This is a genomic window from Chroogloeocystis siderophila 5.2 s.c.1, assembly GCF_001904655.1.
Lineage (GTDB): Bacteria > Cyanobacteriota > Cyanobacteriia > Cyanobacteriales > Chroococcidiopsidaceae > Chroogloeocystis > Chroogloeocystis siderophila.
On sequence record NZ_MRCC01000004.1, the window covers coordinates 233217 to 250164 of the forward strand.

The window sequence follows — 16948 nt, forward strand, 5'->3', positions numbered from 1 at the left end:
GGAGAGGAAAAATGTATAACAGTGAGCAATACAAACGCCAGATTATGAACGACTTGGCGCAAGGTGATTCCGAAACAATGGATGAAGTATCCACCAACGAGCGCCAATACGAAAATTTTGATGATTTTGCGCAACGCTCATCCCACGCAGAACGCCGTCAGTTATTTGGACGCTCTTTGCACCCCGATCGCATTCCTCCCAGCCAAATGGAGCCAGAATTGCAAAAAGCGATCGCGCAAATCAAGCCCAATGAGAGAGATGACGTCGCCCGCGCGTTCTTCAAGCACCTCAAAGAAAGAGGACTGAGCGATCGCCAGCTTGAACAACAGCTAGCTTTATCAACTCATCATCCAAACAAGATGAGTGCAGATGATGTTAGCAAACTTGCTACTTTTGTCTATCACAATCATCCTGATATCTTCCAAGAAGTCATGGCGGAGCAGCCAGGAATCATCAAGTTCCTCAGCAATCCTTTAGTTGCTGCGGTTCTCGGAATTGCTGCGGCTAAATGGTTAGGTAGTCAGCGCAAATAATCTCATAGGGGTAAGGCTTACCTTACTCATTGCTTAAACTAAAAAAGAGAGTAGATCGCGATGGTCTGCTCTCTTTTTCATGAAACTACCAAACTTTTAAACTGTTGCTAATTCTGGAGTCGGACGCTTACTGTTGCGAATACCCTTGATCGCTTCAGCATAATCTTTGGCATTAAATACCGCAGACCCAGCAACGATCGCATTTGCACCCGCTTCAATCACTTGCCAAGTATTATTTGCTTTTAAACCGCCATCAACTTCAATCCAAGGATCGAGACCGCGATCGTCAAGCATTTGACGCAGTTTGCGAATTTTGGGTAATACAGCAGGAATAAAACTTTGACCGCCAAAGCCAGGGTTGACACTCATGATCAAAATCATGTCACAAAGCTCTAGCACGTATTCGATTAACTCTAGCGGAGAACTAGGATTTAAAACAACACCAGCTTTTTTGCCCAACTCTCTAATTTGACCAAGCGTGCGGTGCAAGTGCGGTGAAGCATTGTGTTCAGCATGAACGTAAATGTGGTCGGCTCCAGCCTTTGCAAAATCTTCGACATATTTTTCTGGTTCCACAATCATCAAGTGGACATCCAGCGGCTTTTGAGTAACAGGACGAATAGCTTCAACGATTAATGGACCAATCGTGATGTTGGGAACAAACCGCCCATCCATCACATCAACATGAATCCAGTCGGCTCCTGCTGCATCCACTGCTCGAATTTCGTCACCTAGACGCGAAAAATCTGCTGATAGTATAGATGGAGCAACTACAATAGGCTTTTTGCTGGCTTGGGTCATGCTACTCGTTCTCCTGCTTCCTCGATTGTATGCATTTTAACAAAATCTTTAGTATTAAACGTGCGATCGCCAAAACTTCTTATAGCAATATTGCGCCTCTAATCAAACAAAATTTCTTATCAATTTATGCAACGGCTTAGAAGACTCGCTACAAAATAAAGAAGTGAGGAGCAAGATCTTATCAACGAATTAGCACTAGTTAATTATAATTTTTTGCCCAAAACTGAGTGAATTTAGAAATCAATGGTAAGAAAACTTGTCTGGCTAGTAGGAGGACTAAGCGCTTCCTGTATCAGTCTTCCTGTTCTCGCGTTAGAAACAACTTCAGTAGGAGAAGCAGGAATTAATGCATTGCGGTTACACGGTGCGCCTTACAACCTAATTGGTCGCAAAATAGGTATTGGTCAAGTAGAAATTGGACGTCCTGGACAATTTGGCTTAGATAAAGCTGTAGTGCGCAATCAACGCATGAGTTTAGCAGGTGTCTTTTTGCGCAACCAGCCAGCAAAACCTAATACAAATATTGACCCGCACGCGCAAAACGTTGCGAGTGTAATGATTAGTACTGATAAAGCCGTACGAGGTGTCGCACCAGGCGCGCGACTTTATTCGACTGCGGTTGGTTCGCTGAGAACAGGTGGTCAGCCAGAAGAGTGTTTATCTGCACAACACATTGCGCAACAAAACGGCGGTGATGTCCGCGCGATCAACTTTAGCTTCGGCGAAACGCTTGATCGCGATCCGCGACCGAATGCGCTTTTAGATGGTCAAGCCTTACTGACGCAATGCATCGATTGGTCTGCCCGCGTTCACAATGTGGTGTATGCGATCGCAGGTAATCAAGGTAAAGGCGGAATACCCATCCCTACGGACAACTTTAATGGTATTAACGTTGCGTTTACCACTCGCAGGCAAGGAATCTTCACGCGGCTGGATGTTTCTAATTTAAGCGATGCGATTTCTGGTGGCGTTGGCGGTAGACTCAACGGTCGAGAAGTCAACTTAGGTCCACGGCGGGCGATCAGTTTAGTCGCTCCTGGAAATAAAATTACGTTGCTCAATCCAGATGGTAAAACGACGCAAGTCACTGGGACAAGTTTTGCCGCACCTCATGTTACCGCAACGGTTGCGTTACTACAAGAATACGGCGACAAGCAACTGAGTTCGCGTCAGCGTAACTGGAGTTTAGATGCGCGCCGTCAGGAAGTCATGAAAGCCGTAATGCTCAATTCGGCGGATAAATACCGAGATCCAGGCAATGGATTACTGCTAGGAATGAGCAAAACCATTTTGGATAAACAAAACCAGCACTGGTTAAATTCAGACGCTTACCGCAATCCGAAAATTCCCCTACAAGCACAGATGGGAACAGGTCAACTTAATGCCTATCGCGCTTATCAGCAATTTAGTGCAGGTCAATGGCACCCCGCAAGACCTGTCCCCGCGATTGGTTGGGATTATCGGACGGTCAACGATAGTGCGCATCACGATTACGTATTAGCGCAACCATTGCAGCAAGGCAGTTTTGTATCGGTTACGTTAAATTGGAATCGCCTGGTAGAGTTGAACGATACGAACAGAAACGGTAGATTTGACGTAGGAGAAACTTTTCGCGATCGCGGTTTAAATAACCTTGACCTTTACTTGCTTAATGCTGATTCCGGCGCAATTGTTGATACAACTTGCACTTCCACAAGCGAAGTCGATAGCGTCGAACACATTTTTTGTCGAGTTCCCAACACTGGTAAATACAAAGTCCGCGTTCAGTTTCAGCAAAAAGTAAATCACGCCGTTCAACCTTATGCGCTAGCGTGGTGGACTGTACCTGCGAGAAATTGACCTTCTACAACTGTTGTTGCAAAAAACGTAACCACAGCGCGATCGCTACCACAACGATGGCATAGTTCGCATAAAGAACTAGGGTGACAGTAGAATGCAGCCTTTCCTGCTAAGACGCTATGCAATTCGCCTCGGAAGACGATATGTCCTTGCGGCGACAGGCATCATTTTTCTCGGAATCATAGGATGTTCCAGAATCGATGCGATCGATTCGGTTGTCGCCCAGCCTCGTTTGAATCGTCAAGATCCCGACAATATACAAGTAACACCATCGGCAGTGGATAACAAATTAGTTGCAGCAAATACACGATTTGGGTTTAAACTCTTTTCGGAGATCTTGAGACAACAAAGCGATCGCAATATTTTTCTCTCACCGACTAGTATCGCGATTCTGCTAGAAATGCTCTACAACGGTGCTGGTGGCGAAACGCAACAAGCAATGGCGAAAACCTTAGAAGTACAAGGCATTAGCCTCCAAGATATCAACGCTGCCAACACCGCGCTGCTCAATACTCTGACAAATCCCGATGCGAATGTACAACTGGCGATCGCAAACTCACTTTGGGCAAAGCAAGAATACCCCATCCGACCCGATTTTTTACAACGAACTCAAAGCTTTTACAAAGCACAAGTCAGCAATTTAGACTTTGATTCCCCCGATGCGACAAATACAATTAATCAATGGGTAAACCAAAACACGAATGGCAGAATTGAGCAGATTGTAGACGAGATTAATCCTGAAGATGTGCTGTTTTTGATCAACGCGATTTACTTTAAAGGTCAATGGACCGATGAATTCGACAAAAGCCAAACAACAGATGCACCATTTTATCTAACAAGCGGTACGCCGAAACAACACCCGCTGATGTCGCAAACGGGTAGATACCGATACTACGAAAATCCACAGTTTCAAGCTGTTAGCTTACCCTACGGCGAAAACGGCAGACTCAGTTTATACGTCTTCTTACCTCGTCAAAACTCGAATCTATCAAACTTTTACCAACAACTCAATTCGGCTAACTGGGAACAGTGGTTAACTCAATTTAACTTGCGTGAAGGTACAGTACGGCTACCGCGTTTTCAAATGGAATATGACGTAACACTCAACGATACCCTTAAAGCATTGGGTATGAAAGTCGCGTTTGCAGACAATGCCAACTTTTCGGGTGTCGGCGACGATTTAGCGCTAAGTGAAGTCAAGCATAAAACTTTTGTCGAAGTGAATGAAGAAGGAACCGAAGCGGCGGCTGTGACATCGGGAAGAGTGATGGCGGTATCTGCACCCATTGCAGAACCTTTCGAGATGACAGTGAATCGTCCTTTCTTCTGTGCGATTCGCGATAACCAAACAGGAACCGTTTTATTTATGGGTTCTATCGTCGAACCGCAAGCTTAGCAAGGATGTACGCACATGTTTTAATTATGGGGGTGGTATGTCGGCTATCTCGAACGCGGCGATCGCGTTTACTTTTTCGCTATGAATATTGATATGTTGCGTCCTGAAGATCGATAGGCAAGAATTGGCACTACTCATCAGAGCCTACAAAATCTGAAGTTGCTGGAATAACCTGTTGATTACCTTTCTACACCTGATACGAACTTTTAGGGGGAAGATCTTCAGCGGCTTTTTGTTGCGTGACTTCTACGGTTGTTTGCGAGGCATCACGGCTTGGTTCGGCGGGGACATCATGTACTGCTACTGCTTCGGGTTCAGAAGAACGTACCGCACTTAGAGCCGTTTTAATCACAACAGCAGTCGGTACGGCGACAATCACACCTAATAAACCACCGATTCTCGCTCCAGTTAAGACCGAAACTAGTACCCACACAGGATTTAAACCTGTCACACTCCCCAAAATGCGCGGCGCAACTAAGTTATCTAAAATCTGCTGCACAATCACCGCCGCAATCAAAACGCGCGAACCTAGCCAAAAGTCTTGCAATGCGACCAGTAATGTGGTAATGGCAATACCCACAGTTCCCCCAAAGGGAACCAACGCCATAATACCAATCGTGATACCAAACAGTAACCCGAAGGGTACTTTTAGCCATAGAAAGATCGCCGTGAGCGAAGACCCCATGCACAAACCAAAAATCAGCTGTCCAATAAAGAAATTTTGGAAGCTAAGGCGTAATGTTTGCGAAAAAGGAGTACGAAGCTTTGTCGGTAGCCATTGAACTAAACTTTGCCAGAGGTCATCGCCATGCTGCAATAAGTAAAATGCCAACACCATTGTTAGCAAAAAGTCTAGCAGGCTTGTAAGCGTGACAACCGCGAGATTTAAAACTTGCACCGCGATCGCTTGCAGTTGCCCTTTGACGCGATCGTTAATTTGTACCACCAAAGCATCAAGATTCAATGGTAAACCTTGATTTTCTGCCCACTCATTCAACAACATCAACTGATGTCGCCCTGAATCAATTAACTCTGGCAACCGCGCTACGAGTTGTTGGGCTTGCATCAATACCAAGGGTACGAGCGTCACCCCCACCGCCAGCAATATCGATAACGTTAGCAAAAACACCAAAACCGCAACCTGTTCGCGCCTTGCGCCTTGGCGTTCCATCCAACTGACGGGATAATTCAGCAAAAATGCTAACAGTGATGCCCCGACTAAAATCACAATCAACGAGTGGAAGTAATCAAAAATCGTCGATACTGCCAAAGCATTTAAAACAAGCAGGGGAGCGAATAGCGCGATCGCTAACAGCCGCCCAGTCGGCGTCATCACCTGCCACCAATTTAGGAGTTTGCGTGTTTGCATTTACCAACTGCCAAATAGAACAAACTCAATTTCTTTTTCCTTGCAGCCTATTATCTCTAACTCTATCGCTTTGACTCATCCCTCTACCTCAGGATTCTAAAAACTGTTATGAACAATCGTCGAATCAAGGTGAATAGCCCCAGTCAGTTTGCTCAACACGAGCAAATTGCTAGCGCAAGGTTACTAGAGAACGCATCGGTAACTTCCTCTCAACGTCAGCAGCCGACTCAAAACCAAGTTGCACATTCTGTGACTGATCCTTATAACAATTTCCTCATCGCTGATTCCCAATTCCCAACTCTTCCTAACCGTCTATTGCTATTGTTCTATCTCATTCCTGTGATTGGCTTTTTTCCATCGCTTTGGACTTTGTATCGCCGTCAAGGTAGCAAAGAACAATTTGCACTTAGCCGTCTATCGATTACCTTAGCAGGTACTTGGTTGTTAGGTTATTTGTTAATGGGTGTTGGCGCGGAAACTTCTGAGTTTCCAGCACTGCGCTTATTAATCTTAAACAGCTTTTTGACTTCGGGTTATTTTCTAGTCAGTCTTTGGCTAATGTTTTTGCTGATTCAAGGTAAAGCTGTGCGTCTACCAGGATTTAGTCAATGGGCAGAGCGCATCTTAAGTAAGCATTTACCCTAATTCAAGAGTTTTCAGTAATGAGCGGTGAGTTATATAAAACACTATTCTTCCTCTGCTGAGGGTGGTTAATCTACACAAATCCAGTTAAACTCCAAACAGCAAAAACTCAAATTTCTAGCGAAAGTTCCGATATCCTGCGAGATGTGTCATAGTTATTGCTATTTATGGCTCACTACAGTTGATAATTGAGGGCTAGCTTGATCTAACGTCTTTTGCTTTCTTGTTCTTAGATGAACTGCTGTATTTGTTACGTGTGAGGATGTCTGTGCCATTTCATAAAATTTCTGCTCAAAATCCCTCTGTAACTGCGACTCCCCGAATCGTCAACACCAAGTATTCCTCAGCTAAGTCAGGGCGTTGGCTGTGGTTTTGGGTGGCAATGTCGGGCATCGCGATGTTGTCGGCAACCGCTGGAGCGCTGTTAGCTGTATCTTTATCGAGTACCCCGTTAATGCAATCGCGGCTTAGCCCCGAAGAGAAAGCCGTTTTTGGCAGGGGCGATCGCATTTCTAAAACAGGCTTACGCCTTGCTGAATTGACTCGTCCTGTGAATATTCTGGTTTTGGGCGTCAAGGTTCTCTCTTCTGATGTTGACGATCCTGATATTAGGTCAGAAGACTTAGGCTATCACGCATTGGTTAATTCTTTTGAAGGTCTTTCGGATACGATGCTGTTGCTGCGGTTTAACCCAGAAACAGAAAAATTAGCAGTACTTTCGATTCCTAGAGATACGCGTACCCATGTCGATGGATTAGGCGTCACAAAAATTAATGCCGCGAATGCTCGAGGTGGTCCTGCACTCAGCGCGCAAGCCGTGAGCGATCTTCTCAATGGCGTACCTATTGATCGCTACATCCGCATTAACGTTCAAGGCGTTGAAAAACTAGTTGATGCTTTGGGTGGTGTCACGGTTTATGTCCCCAAAGACATGAAATATCAAGATGACAGCCAACACCTGTATATCAATTTGAAAGCAGGGGAACATCATCTCGACGGTAATCAAGCGTTGCAATTACTGCGCTATCGTTACGACGAATACGGCGATATTGGTCGCATCCAACGCCAGCAAATGGTGATGCGGGCTTTGATGGAACAAGCCCTAAACCCGACGACCTTGGCGCGAATGCCGCAGATTATGTCGGTGATTCAAACGCATATCGATACGAACTTGACGGTAGAGGAGTTAATGGCGCTCGTCGGTTTTGGCGTCCAAACAGAACGTGCGGATGTCGAAATGCTACTTGTTCCAGGCACTTTTAGCACGCCAGATCAGTACGTTGCAAGTTATTGGTTACCCGATAAAGAACGAATTGCCACAATGATGGCAAAGCACTTTAATGTGCCTACCGATTCGGAAATGAGTGATGTCGATCCGGCAAGGCTACGAATCGCCATTCAAGATAGCACAGGAAGCGATCGCGCGATCCAATCGCTGGCGAACTTTCTCCAATCCTCTGGATATCAACGCGTCTACGTCGCTAACCGTTGGAATGAACCGCTGGAAGTAACGCGGATTGTTGCCCAGCAAGGTGATGTTGATAGCGCGCAAGCGATTCGCAATGCTTTGGGATTTGGTGAAATCCGCGTAGAAAGCACGGGTAATCTGCGTTCGGATGTGACGATTCAACTCGGTCAAGATTGGCTGAGATCGCGTGTTCGCGCATCGTCGCGCAGAGAAGCGCAGTAAATTAGATTTGCTGTGCAATCCATTCTTGTAATATCGGATTGACTTTTTCGGGTGCTTCATCTTGGGGACAATGCCCAACACCTTCAATGGGAATAAACGCTTTTACTTGTGGGTAGTTCGCTAATTGTTTACCCAATTCAAATGGTTCCCACGGATCGGCAGTTCCCCACAACATAATTGCTGGACATGGTAGCTGTGGTAACAAATCTTCGGGTAATGGTCCGGAAGAATACGCCGTGAAAGCTAAAAAGACGGCGACAGCACCTGGATCTTTGGCTGGTGCCATCAAAATATCAACGAGTTCATCTGTCACCACTTCCGCATTCGCGTACGCCTGCAGCAAAATCTTGCGGACGGTTTTTGGCTTGGCAATCTGATTGAAGAAAAAGTTGCCAATCGGTTTGACGGCGAGGATTCGTTGCACCAGGGGCGCACCAAAACGGCGATACCAAGGTAAGGTTGCCCGTTTGCGATCGTGAAGCAGTCGCAACGAACAGTTTAACAGTGCAATACTTCTCGCAATATCAGGATGATCGACAACGGCTTGCATCACCGCGATACAACCAATCGAATTTCCCACTAAAAACGCGGGTTCGCCCACAACCTCGCGGCAAAAATCGGCAATTTGCTGTCCCCACGTTTCAAACGTGTAGTGCATTTTTTCTGTGGGTTCCGGTTTGGCAGAACCACCAAAGCCAATCAAATCAATCGCATAGACACGGCAAGTTTCAGCAAGTACGGGAATGTTTTTGCGCCAATGCCACCAAGAAGCACCAAAACCATGAATTAACACAACCGCAGGTCCTGTTGTGCCTTGCGTTTGATAGCAAATCGGAAATCCTCGCCAAGTCCAAGTTTTCGTCGCGGTGAAGGATAAAGTAGCAGTCATAGTAGGGGTCGGGGTTCAGGGGTCAGGGGTCAGACGGTCAGAGCAATGCCTTGCCCGTATCAGGGTTAAATAAATATTTCTATTAGTATCAATAGGTGATCGCCCTAATTGTATTGTGACAATTCTTCACAAAATTTTAAATTTAATTTTATTATTTCTATTAGACTAGAAATATGGAATCAAGCACGGCAAAATATGCAGATTTATTTGCGGCACTTGCGTCAGAACCTCGGCTAGAAATTATGCGATTACTCTTTGCAACTTATCCGCAAGGAATGATCGTGAGTGATATTCAAGCCAAATTACAAATTCCCAATTCAACACTGTCGCATCATCTAGAGAAATTGCGACAAGAGCATCTCATCAGTTCTAGAAAAGAAAAGCAATATATCTGGTACGCAGTCAACACCAAGACAATCGAAGATTTATTAGCTTTTCTCTTTAACGGCTGTGCGATCGCGAACCCTCGCAGTAGACAAGACAAGCTAGACCCTGTTCGCAATCCATTCACGGAGGCAGGATTTATGTTTGAAGGATTCTTAAACTCCATCGAAAGCCTATTTGATAGCGTGTTTGACCGGATTGTGCTTCCCAGAGGTTTTGAAAGATTCACGCAAAAAGCAACGCAAGTCATTGCGCTAGCCCAAGATGAATCGCGCCGTTTGGGACATCAATACGTTGGTACTGAACAACTTTTATTAGGACTACTCGGAGAAGGAACCGGAACCGCCGCACAAATTCTTTTAGCCGAAGGACTCAACGTAGAAAATCTGCGAATAGAAGTCGAGAAACGCATTGGACGTGGGAAAGGAACGCCGCTGGATATCCCTTTTACACCGAGAGCCAAAAGAGTTTTAGAGCTTTCTGTTGAACAATCACAGCGATTAGGTGATCAATACATTGGTACTGAACACCTACTGTTAGGAATTTTGCGCGAACGCGGAGGAATGGCGGTTCGCGTCCTCGAAAGCTTAGGAGTTAATCTATACAGCTTAGAACAGCGAATTCTTCAATGGAATGCATCTAATTAGTCGTGCAGCGCTCACCTGGAGTATGCCAGGATGGTTCGTGTTGTGTTCCTGTTAAACTCATTTGTCATGCTGGCTCAAACTTCTACAGCGGTTACACCTTTCTTGGGCGCAGACGTTGCGGCAGATTATGCTGCGGCGCAGGTTGTTATTTTACCAATTCCCTACGAAGCAACAACAACGTATCGGCGTGGCTGTGAAACCGGGCCTGATGCAATTCTCGCAGCCTCGCAGCAAGTGGAATACTATGATGAGGAACTCGACTGGGAAACGGGACTTGATGTAGGTATCTACACGCATCCGGCGATCGCGGATACTAGAAGCGGAGCTATTACCTCCGAGGAAATGTTGCAAGTTACCAAAGAAACTGTTTTCAAGCTCGTGCGAGATGGCAAATTTGTCATTTCTTTAGGCGGCGAACACAGTATTACCACAGGCATTGTGGAGGCGTACCGCCAAGCGTATCCAGATGAATCATTTACCGTTGTGCAAATTGACGCGCATGGAGATTTGCGCCACGAGTATGAAGGCTCGATTCATAACCATGCTTGCGTGATGCGGCGGATTGTTGATATGAAATTACCAACGGTTCAAATTGGCATTCGCGCGATTTGTAAAGAAGAAGCTGACTTAATTAAAGAAAAAAATCTTACCGTGTTGCGCGCGCGAGAAATTGCTGCACAACCGAATTGGATCGAAAATGCGATCGCCGCAATTCCCACAGAAAAGGTATTTCTGACGATTGACTTAGATGGCATCGACCCCACACTGATTCCCGGTGTTGGAACTCCTGAACCTGGTGGTTTGAATTGGTACGCACTGACAACATTTCTGCGTGGCGTCTTTGACAAACATCAAGTCATTGGCTGTGATGTGATGGAATTAGCCCCAGTGACTGATTCGGTCGTTTCAGAATTTACCGCCGCTAAGCTTGTTTACAAACTGATTGGTTATCACGCAAAGGGATCAGAGGTGAGGAGCGAGGAGCGAGTAACAAGATAGGGAATAGTGCGGTACGAAGAGCCAAAATTACGCTGGGCAAGACAATTAAGGTGAATTCCTCTATTGACTAACCCCTCGCTTTTCGCTCCTCATCCCTAAAGTAGGTAGAGACACAGCACCCCTCTACTGCTATCTTAAATTGGAGGCAATTGCAATCAAATTTATCCTAAATGCATGGGAAAACCTTACCGGCGGATTTTACTAAAACTGAGCGGTGAAGCCTTGATGGGCGACCTGGGCTATGGGATCGACCCGACCATCGTTCAAGAAATTGCGGCAGAAGTCGCAGAAGTAGTAAATAGTGGCGTACAAGTAGCTATTGTAGTAGGTGGTGGCAACATCTTTCGTGGCATCAAAGCGTCAGCTGCTGGAATGGATAGGGCAACTGCCGACTACATTGGTATGATTGCAACTGTGATGAATGCGCTCACGCTCCAAGATGCTTTGGAACAGATGGAAGTGCAAACACGCGTGCAAACTGCGATCGCCATGCAAGAAGTAGCGGAACCGTATATCCGACGTCGAGCAATTCGCCATCTCGAAAAAGGGCGAGTGGTGATTTTTGGTGCGGGTTCGGGAAATCCGTTCTTCACAACCGATACAACAGCAGCACTAAGAGCCGCTGAAATTGACGCTGAGGTGATTTTTAAAGCCACCAAAGTTGATGGAGTATACGATTCCGATCCCCATAAAAATCCTGATGCTAAACGCTATCAAACGCTTAACTATGTCCACGTTTTGACTCAGGATCTGCGGGTGATGGATAGTACCGCGATCGCTTTATGTAAAGAAAACAATATTCCGATTCTTGTCTTTGACCTGTCGGTACGGGGTAACATCCGCCGCGCGGTGACAGGAGAATCGATCGGAACCCTTGTGGGAGGTTTCTGTGAAGTTAGCTGAAGCTGAGAGTACGATGCAAAAAGCCGTTGAAGCAACGCAACGCGCTTTTAATACAATCCGCACTGGTCGCGCTAATGCGAGTTTACTTGACCGCGTGATGGTGGAATACTACGGTACTCCCACCGCGCTCAAATCACTGGCGAATATTAGTACGCCTGATGCTACAACAATTACGATTCAACCGTATGACCGTAGCAGTCTCAATCTGATTGAAAAGGCGATTTCGATGTCGGATGTCGGGTTAACTCCGAACAATGACGGCTCAATGATTCGTCTAAACATTCCGCCACTCACGAGCGATCGCCGTAAAGAACTGGTGAAACTCGCCGCGAAGTATGCGGAAGAAGGACGCGTTTCGATTCGGAATATTCGCCGCGATGCTCTTGATACCATCCGCAAACAAGAGAAAAACAGCGAAATTTCAGAAGATGAAGCGCAAGACCTTCAAGATAAACTGCAAAAATTGACGAACAAATACACCAGCAAAATAGATGAATTACTAACAGAAAAAGAGAAAGATATCACAACTGTTTAAGCTTGTGATATTAGCTATAGCTAATAAATAAGGGGTAAAAAGTGATTTTTTTACTGAACTTTTCCCCTTAATTTCCTATGTAGTTTTTAGATGCAGTAGGATAAAGTTAATCAAAGTTTTGCAACTGGTAGTAGTTCATGCAAGTAGTATTAGTATTAAAGAACGCATAAATATCTATCGATATTGAGCATTGAATAAGTTGAAAAGCCTATAAAGTGGCGTTTTTTATGACATACAGATTTACAAAAACTTTATCAAATTTAGCTGTAATTCATTAAATCTTTATAGATTAAACAAATCAAATAGAGATTATAAATATGGTAATTTAAATGTTAAGTTCAACTTAATGAAGGAGATTTTTACAGCTTAATTGCCTGATAATCAAAAAAAAATGCATCTAAAAATACTGCTAAAAATCACAAAATGAACTAGTTTTGAGCGGATAACTTGTGAGTTGAGGCGATCGCATTGCCACGATTGACGGGCAAAATGAGTTAAAACCTGCTTAAGAATAAAGTTAGCGAACTTAGGAGCAAAACTGTAGCATCATGTACGATTGCATAATTGTCGGTGCCGGACCTGCTGGCGGTACAGCAGCCTATCATTTAGCTAAACGAGGACATTCAGTATTAGTTTTAGAGAAAGAATCGCTGCCACGCTACAAGCCTTGTGGAGGTGGAGTTTCACCCGCGATCGCCAAATGGTTTGACTTTGATTTTTCGCCAGCAATTTCCACAAAGGTCAACACCATTCGCTACACCTGGAAAATGGGCGATCCAGTGCAAGCCAAATTGCAAACACCCGAACCGATGTGGATGGTACGGCGCGACGTATTTGACCACTTCCTAGTGCAGCAAGCACAAAAACAAGGAGCCGAACTGCGCGACAACACCGAAGTGAAAGGAATTCAGTTTAAAAGCGATCATTGGCAAGTTGATACGGTTAATGGTTCTGTCACAGGTCGTTATATTATCGCCGCAGATGGTGCGAAAGGACCAATGGCGAAGTGGTTAGGGTTTAAAGACCGCAAACGCCGTTTAGCAGGCGCATTAGAAGCCGAAGCCCCCGCTAAGGTAGAAGATGGCCATATTGCCCATTTCGAGTTTGGGATGGTCAAAAATGGCTACATTTGGAACTTCCCGAAAGCCGACGGTTACTCAATTGGCGTCGGGACATTTATTGGCGGCGAACCTCAAGATTTTAAAGGCATTTTGAGCGAGTACGGTAACTTATTCGGCTTGGATATCAAAACCTGCAAGCAATACGGTCACGCGCTGTGTTTGTGGAATGGCAATCAAAAGCTACATACTCAAAACGCCGTATTAGCAGGCGAAGCCGCGTGTGTCGTCGATCCGTTAACCGCCGAAGGCATTCGCCCATCGATCTTTAGTGGCGTCAAAGCCGCAGAAGCAATCGATCAGGCGATCGCGGGTGACATTAATGCCCTAGAGTGCTACTCGCAAGCCATCAGCGACGAGTGGGGTGCTGATATGGCGTGGGCGCAAAAACTAGCCGGAGTCTTCTACCGCGTTCCTGGTATTGGTTACAAAGTCGGCGTGAAACGCCCCACAGCAACACAACGCATGGGTCAAATCCTGTGTGGGGAAATGAGCTATGGTGATGTCGCGGGTCGCGCCCTCAAGCGCCTCAGTGGTAGCTTAATCCCAGGAATGGGAGGATAAAAAAGGAACTAGGGGTGAGAGAGTAGGAATGTGGGAGTATGGGTAATAGAGTTTTGAGTAGTGAGTTATGTAAGACACTATTCTTCCTCTGCACCCTCTGTGCTCCTCTATCCCTTTCCATTTCCTTTAGCCGATGCTCCTGAGCCTTGGTAAATACGCTGCTGTTGCTCAGGAGTTAACCATGCGGCTCTAGGTAATCGAGTTTCAGGCGCGACAAATTGACGTCGTACAGGATCGTATTCGAGAACCTCTCCAGTTTCGATATGATATACCCAGCCGTGTAGGTGAATTTGACCAGAGTGCAATCGGGAATGAATTACAGGGTAAGTACGTAAATTTTCGAGTTGAGTCAGAATATTTTCTTCGACGGTTGCTTGCAGCAGTTTTTCGCCTTCGTAGTCTTGATAATTTTCTTTCATCATCCGGCGAGTTGCTTCGGCGTGTTTGAGCCATTGATAAACGGATGGCATTTCTTCTTCTAACTTATCTAGCTTGAGCAATCCTTTCATCGCGCCACAGTGCGAGTGACCGCACACGATGACTTCTTTGATACCCAAAGCATGAATCGCATACTCAACCGCCGCACATTCTCCACCATTTGTTGCACCGTAGGGCGGAATGATGTTACCCGCGTTGCGAATGATAAACATTTCCCCAGGCTCGGCTTGCGTGATTAAGTTCGGGTCAATCCGCGAGTCAGAGCAAGTAATAAATAAAATTCGTGGATGCTGACCTTGCGACAGCAACTCGAACATCTCGCGGTGGGTACTCACATAATTGGTTTGAAACGAATGAATACCCTGAATCAGCTTTTTCATACATATTCCCCTAACGGCGCTTTGCGCAGCACCTTCTTACTTAACTTAAGTTTATGAAATAATCGCCCCTGAAATGCTAAAGAAAGATTTTTTCTTAAAATTACTTTGATTAAAATGTAAAATCACACCAAGAAATATTGAGATTTCCTGACGCTGAAGTTGATCGCGAATCGAGAAAACTTTGAAGATCTTGATTAATTCCCAAAATAAATCACTCAAATAAGTATATGTTCCCCTAAAATAAGGAGCGAGTAAGCGTAAAGTATTATTATTTATGCGAGTAGTAGCCCTAGTCCCTGGCGGCATCGGCGAGCAAATTCTATTTTTTCCCACCCTTGATGACTTAAAGCAAAATTATCCTAATGCTCAAATTGATGTCGTGGTAGAACCACGCGCCAAAGAAGCATACCGCATCTGCAAAGCAGTCAATAATGTTCTAGCATTTGATTACAAAGACCGGAACAGCGCGGCGGATTGGGTCAATTTAGTAGGTATTCTACGCGATCGCGAGTATGATGTCGCGATTTCGGTAGAGCAACGTTGGTTTGTCGGTTTATTGCTGTGGTTAACCGGAATTCCCATTCGTATCGGCTACAAAGGTGCAGGTGATATGTTCCTCACGAATGCTGTACCTCTGAAATCACAGCAATACGATGCAGCAATGTACCACGATTTGCTGCAAGGGTTGGGAATTAATTCTCCTTGTCCAGAGTTGACGGTTAATGTGCCAGCCGCAGATATTGACTGGGCGGAAGCTGAAAAGAAACGATTGGGAATTCAAAGCAGTGGCTATGTTTTACTGTCGGATAGTTTTGAGCAATCTACGCCGAATAAAAGCTACCCAATGGAAAGTTGGCGGCAAATTATCCAAGACTTTCGCCAGAAACAGCCTGAATTGCCTTTAGTCGCACTTCAATCATCAGATGATATGCGATGGACACAGCTAGCACAAGCAAATCCTGATCTTAAACTCACATCGCCTCCTGATGTAGGTAAGTTAGCCGCAATGATTGCGGGCGCAGATTTGTTATTGTGTATCGAGGGCGTGCCACTACAGCTAGCCGTCGCGGTACAAACGTATGCGATCGCCCTATTCGGACTGACAGATCCCGCAAAATTATTACCAAAAAGCGATCGCTATATCCCGATTAAATCTCCTAGCGGACAAGTTGCGGATATCGCACCCCAAACTGTTTTAGAACGAATTTGGCGGGGCTAAAAGCGTTTTGAGTTGTAATTTATATAAAATTTTCTTAAACTCCCTCACCCCTTACTCCTCATTCCTCACCTCTCAAAACATTTCAAAGAACGTATCCTCTAAGTCATAGCCAAACATTTGTCCTATAGACTTGAGGCGTGATCGACTGGGGATACCTTGCTGCTGCATCCAATCATGCAAAATAAAAATTTTGTGCATCAAGAAAATTTCCAAGGCTTCAGGATTATACTGAATGCCTTCTTTAGTGCTAAATTGATGCGGTATAAGCATTGCCGTATAGCGGGCAAGTTCCCCTGTCCAATCGAGTAAAAATGGCAACCAAGGATACTGTGCGTCTAGACGAATAAACCACAGCCGAATTTCTGGAATCTCAGAAAGTTCGCGCGGATCGTCAGGTTCGCGCGGATAGTCAATCTCAAAGCGCAACTGTTGCTCGTGGGTAGCAATTGTTCCTGCTTGCAGTAGGTTTTCGATCACCGTTTGCGCCGGAGATAAATCTAAGGTATTGATTTGCTCGAAATTGAGCGCGATCGCCAACGTCATGAAATAACCAAAATCTCAAGGTAAATTCATTGTCGCATTAAGCGCGTGTTTAAAATTTA

General features: G+C 45.3%; 15 protein-coding genes and 2 pseudogenes. 12 read left to right on the top strand and 5 right to left on the bottom strand.

Annotated elements, in window-relative coordinates; genetic code table 11:
* Positions 1 to 11: 11 nt before the first annotated feature.
* Positions 12 to 533, top strand: a complete 522-nt coding sequence (locus NIES1031_RS06060; RefSeq protein WP_073548587.1) for a hypothetical protein — start codon at positions 12 to 14, stop codon at positions 531 to 533.
* A gap of 96 nt (positions 534 to 629) precedes the next feature.
* On the opposite strand, the gene rpe is transcribed toward NIES1031_RS06060, so the two are convergent.
* Positions 630 to 1334 (bottom strand): ribulose-phosphate 3-epimerase, encoded by a 705-nt coding sequence (rpe, locus tag NIES1031_RS06065; RefSeq protein ID WP_073548588.1) that lies wholly within the window; start codon positions 1332 to 1334, stop codon positions 630 to 632.
* Positions 1335 to 1577: 243 nt separating this feature from the next.
* On the opposite strand from rpe, the gene NIES1031_RS06070 reads away from it, so the two are divergent.
* Both NIES1031_RS06070 and NIES1031_RS06075 read left to right on the top strand, forming a co-directional pair.
* A complete protein-coding gene (locus NIES1031_RS06070; protein ID WP_073548589.1) occupies positions 1578 to 3173 on the top strand; it encodes a S8 family serine peptidase in 1596 nt (531 codons plus the stop codon).
* A gap of 94 nt (positions 3174 to 3267) precedes the next feature.
* The gene (locus NIES1031_RS06075) at positions 3268 to 4569 is read left to right on the top strand and encodes a serpin family protein (RefSeq protein ID WP_073548590.1); all 1302 of its coding nucleotides are present in this window, start codon (positions 3268 to 3270) and stop codon (positions 4567 to 4569) included.
* A 187-nt stretch (positions 4570 to 4756) separates the two neighbouring features.
* Here the strand turns inward: NIES1031_RS06075 and NIES1031_RS06080 are convergent, their stop codons facing one another.
* Positions 4757 to 5938, bottom strand: a complete 1182-nt coding sequence (locus NIES1031_RS06080) for an AI-2E family transporter (protein ID WP_073548591.1) — start codon at positions 5936 to 5938, stop codon at positions 4757 to 4759.
* A gap of 108 nt (positions 5939 to 6046) precedes the next feature.
* Between NIES1031_RS06080 and NIES1031_RS06085 the strand changes: the two genes are divergently transcribed.
* Together NIES1031_RS06085 and NIES1031_RS06090 are read left to right on the top strand one after the other, a co-directional pair.
* A complete protein-coding gene (locus NIES1031_RS06085; protein WP_143167715.1) occupies positions 6047 to 6583 on the top strand; it encodes a hypothetical protein in 537 nt (178 codons plus the stop codon).
* Positions 6584 to 6842: 259 nt separating this feature from the next.
* Positions 6843 to 8270, top strand: a complete 1428-nt coding sequence (locus NIES1031_RS06090) for an LCP family protein (RefSeq protein ID WP_073548592.1) — start codon at positions 6843 to 6845, stop codon at positions 8268 to 8270.
* Position 8271: 1 nt separating this feature from the next.
* Here the strand turns inward: NIES1031_RS06090 and NIES1031_RS06095 are convergent, their stop codons facing one another.
* On the bottom strand, positions 8272 to 9159 hold the full coding sequence (locus NIES1031_RS06095; RefSeq protein WP_073548593.1) for an alpha/beta fold hydrolase: 888 nt from the start codon (positions 9157 to 9159) through the stop codon (positions 8272 to 8274).
* Positions 9160 to 9332: 173 nt separating this feature from the next.
* Here NIES1031_RS06095 and NIES1031_RS25945 point away from each other — a divergent pair.
* From NIES1031_RS25945 to NIES1031_RS06120, 6 genes and pseudogenes are all read left to right on the top strand, one after another.
* Positions 9333 to 9578, top strand: a pseudogene (locus tag NIES1031_RS25945) (ArsR/SmtB family transcription factor); the annotation flags it as partial.
* A gap of 165 nt (positions 9579 to 9743) precedes the next feature.
* A pseudogene (locus NIES1031_RS25445) lies at positions 9744 to 10172 on the top strand (Clp protease N-terminal domain-containing protein); the annotation flags it as partial.
* An 84-nt stretch (positions 10173 to 10256) separates the two neighbouring features.
* On the top strand, positions 10257 to 11189 hold the full coding sequence (gene speB, locus NIES1031_RS06105) for an agmatinase (protein ID WP_073548679.1): 933 nt from the start codon (positions 10257 to 10259) through the stop codon (positions 11187 to 11189).
* A 174-nt stretch (positions 11190 to 11363) separates the two neighbouring features.
* Entirely contained in the window at positions 11364 to 12092 is a 729-nt protein-coding gene (pyrH, locus tag NIES1031_RS06110; protein ID WP_073548595.1) for a UMP kinase, read from the top strand.
* A complete protein-coding gene (gene frr / locus NIES1031_RS06115) occupies positions 12079 to 12627 on the top strand; it encodes a ribosome recycling factor (RefSeq protein ID WP_073548596.1) in 549 nt (182 codons plus the stop codon). The genes pyrH and frr overlap by 14 nt, the downstream gene beginning before the upstream one ends.
* 548 nt (positions 12628 to 13175) lie before the next feature.
* On the top strand, positions 13176 to 14309 hold the full coding sequence (locus tag NIES1031_RS06120) for a geranylgeranyl reductase family protein (protein ID WP_073548597.1): 1134 nt from the start codon (positions 13176 to 13178) through the stop codon (positions 14307 to 14309).
* Between the two features lie 107 nt (positions 14310 to 14416).
* Here NIES1031_RS06120 and NIES1031_RS06125 read toward each other — a convergent pair whose 3' ends face one another.
* On the bottom strand, positions 14417 to 15127 hold the full coding sequence (locus NIES1031_RS06125) for a carbonic anhydrase (RefSeq protein ID WP_073548598.1): 711 nt from the start codon (positions 15125 to 15127) through the stop codon (positions 14417 to 14419).
* A 274-nt stretch (positions 15128 to 15401) separates the two neighbouring features.
* On the opposite strand from NIES1031_RS06125, the gene NIES1031_RS06130 reads away from it, so the two are divergent.
* Positions 15402 to 16346, top strand: coding sequence for a glycosyltransferase family 9 protein (locus NIES1031_RS06130; RefSeq protein ID WP_073548599.1), 945 nt, complete (start codon positions 15402 to 15404; stop codon positions 16344 to 16346).
* Positions 16347 to 16418: 72 nt separating this feature from the next.
* Here NIES1031_RS06130 and NIES1031_RS06135 read toward each other — a convergent pair whose 3' ends face one another.
* Positions 16419 to 16889 carry a CRR6 family NdhI maturation factor gene (locus NIES1031_RS06135; protein ID WP_073548600.1) on the bottom strand — a complete coding sequence of 157 codons (471 nt, stop codon included), beginning with the start codon at positions 16887 to 16889 and terminating at the stop codon, positions 16419 to 16421.
* Positions 16890 to 16948 lie beyond the last annotated feature (59 nt).

Excerpts from the sequence above, each read along its gene's own strand:
- pyrH (WP_073548595.1), top strand. The coding sequence starts at position 11,364 with ATGGGAAAACCTTACCGGCGGATTTTACTAAAACTGAGCGGTGAAGCC.
- NIES1031_RS06090 (WP_073548592.1), top strand. The coding sequence starts at position 6,843 with ATGTCTGTGCCATTTCATAAAATTTCTGCTCAAAATCCCTCTGTAACT.
- rpe (WP_073548588.1), bottom strand. The coding sequence starts at position 1,334 with ATGACCCAAGCCAGCAAAAAGCCTATTGTAGTTGCTCCATCTATACTA.
- NIES1031_RS06080 (WP_073548591.1), bottom strand. The coding sequence starts at position 5,938 with ATGCAAACACGCAAACTCCTAAATTGGTGGCAGGTGATGACGCCGACT.
- NIES1031_RS06135 (WP_073548600.1), bottom strand. The coding sequence starts at position 16,889 with ATGACGTTGGCGATCGCGCTCAATTTCGAGCAAATCAATACCTTAGAT.
- speB (WP_073548679.1), top strand. The coding sequence starts at position 10,257 with ATGCTGGCTCAAACTTCTACAGCGGTTACACCTTTCTTGGGCGCAGAC.
- NIES1031_RS06125 (WP_073548598.1), bottom strand. The coding sequence starts at position 15,127 with ATGAAAAAGCTGATTCAGGGTATTCATTCGTTTCAAACCAATTATGTG.
- NIES1031_RS06130 (WP_073548599.1), top strand. The coding sequence starts at position 15,402 with ATGCGAGTAGTAGCCCTAGTCCCTGGCGGCATCGGCGAGCAAATTCTA.
- NIES1031_RS06095 (WP_073548593.1), bottom strand. The coding sequence starts at position 9,159 with ATGACTGCTACTTTATCCTTCACCGCGACGAAAACTTGGACTTGGCGA.
- NIES1031_RS06085 (WP_143167715.1), top strand. The coding sequence starts at position 6,047 with ATGAACAATCGTCGAATCAAGGTGAATAGCCCCAGTCAGTTTGCTCAA.
- NIES1031_RS06075 (WP_073548590.1), top strand. The coding sequence starts at position 3,268 with ATGCAGCCTTTCCTGCTAAGACGCTATGCAATTCGCCTCGGAAGACGA.
- NIES1031_RS06070 (WP_073548589.1), top strand. The coding sequence starts at position 1,578 with ATGGTAAGAAAACTTGTCTGGCTAGTAGGAGGACTAAGCGCTTCCTGT.
- NIES1031_RS06120 (WP_073548597.1), top strand. The coding sequence starts at position 13,176 with ATGTACGATTGCATAATTGTCGGTGCCGGACCTGCTGGCGGTACAGCA.
- NIES1031_RS06060 (WP_073548587.1), top strand. The coding sequence starts at position 12 with ATGTATAACAGTGAGCAATACAAACGCCAGATTATGAACGACTTGGCG.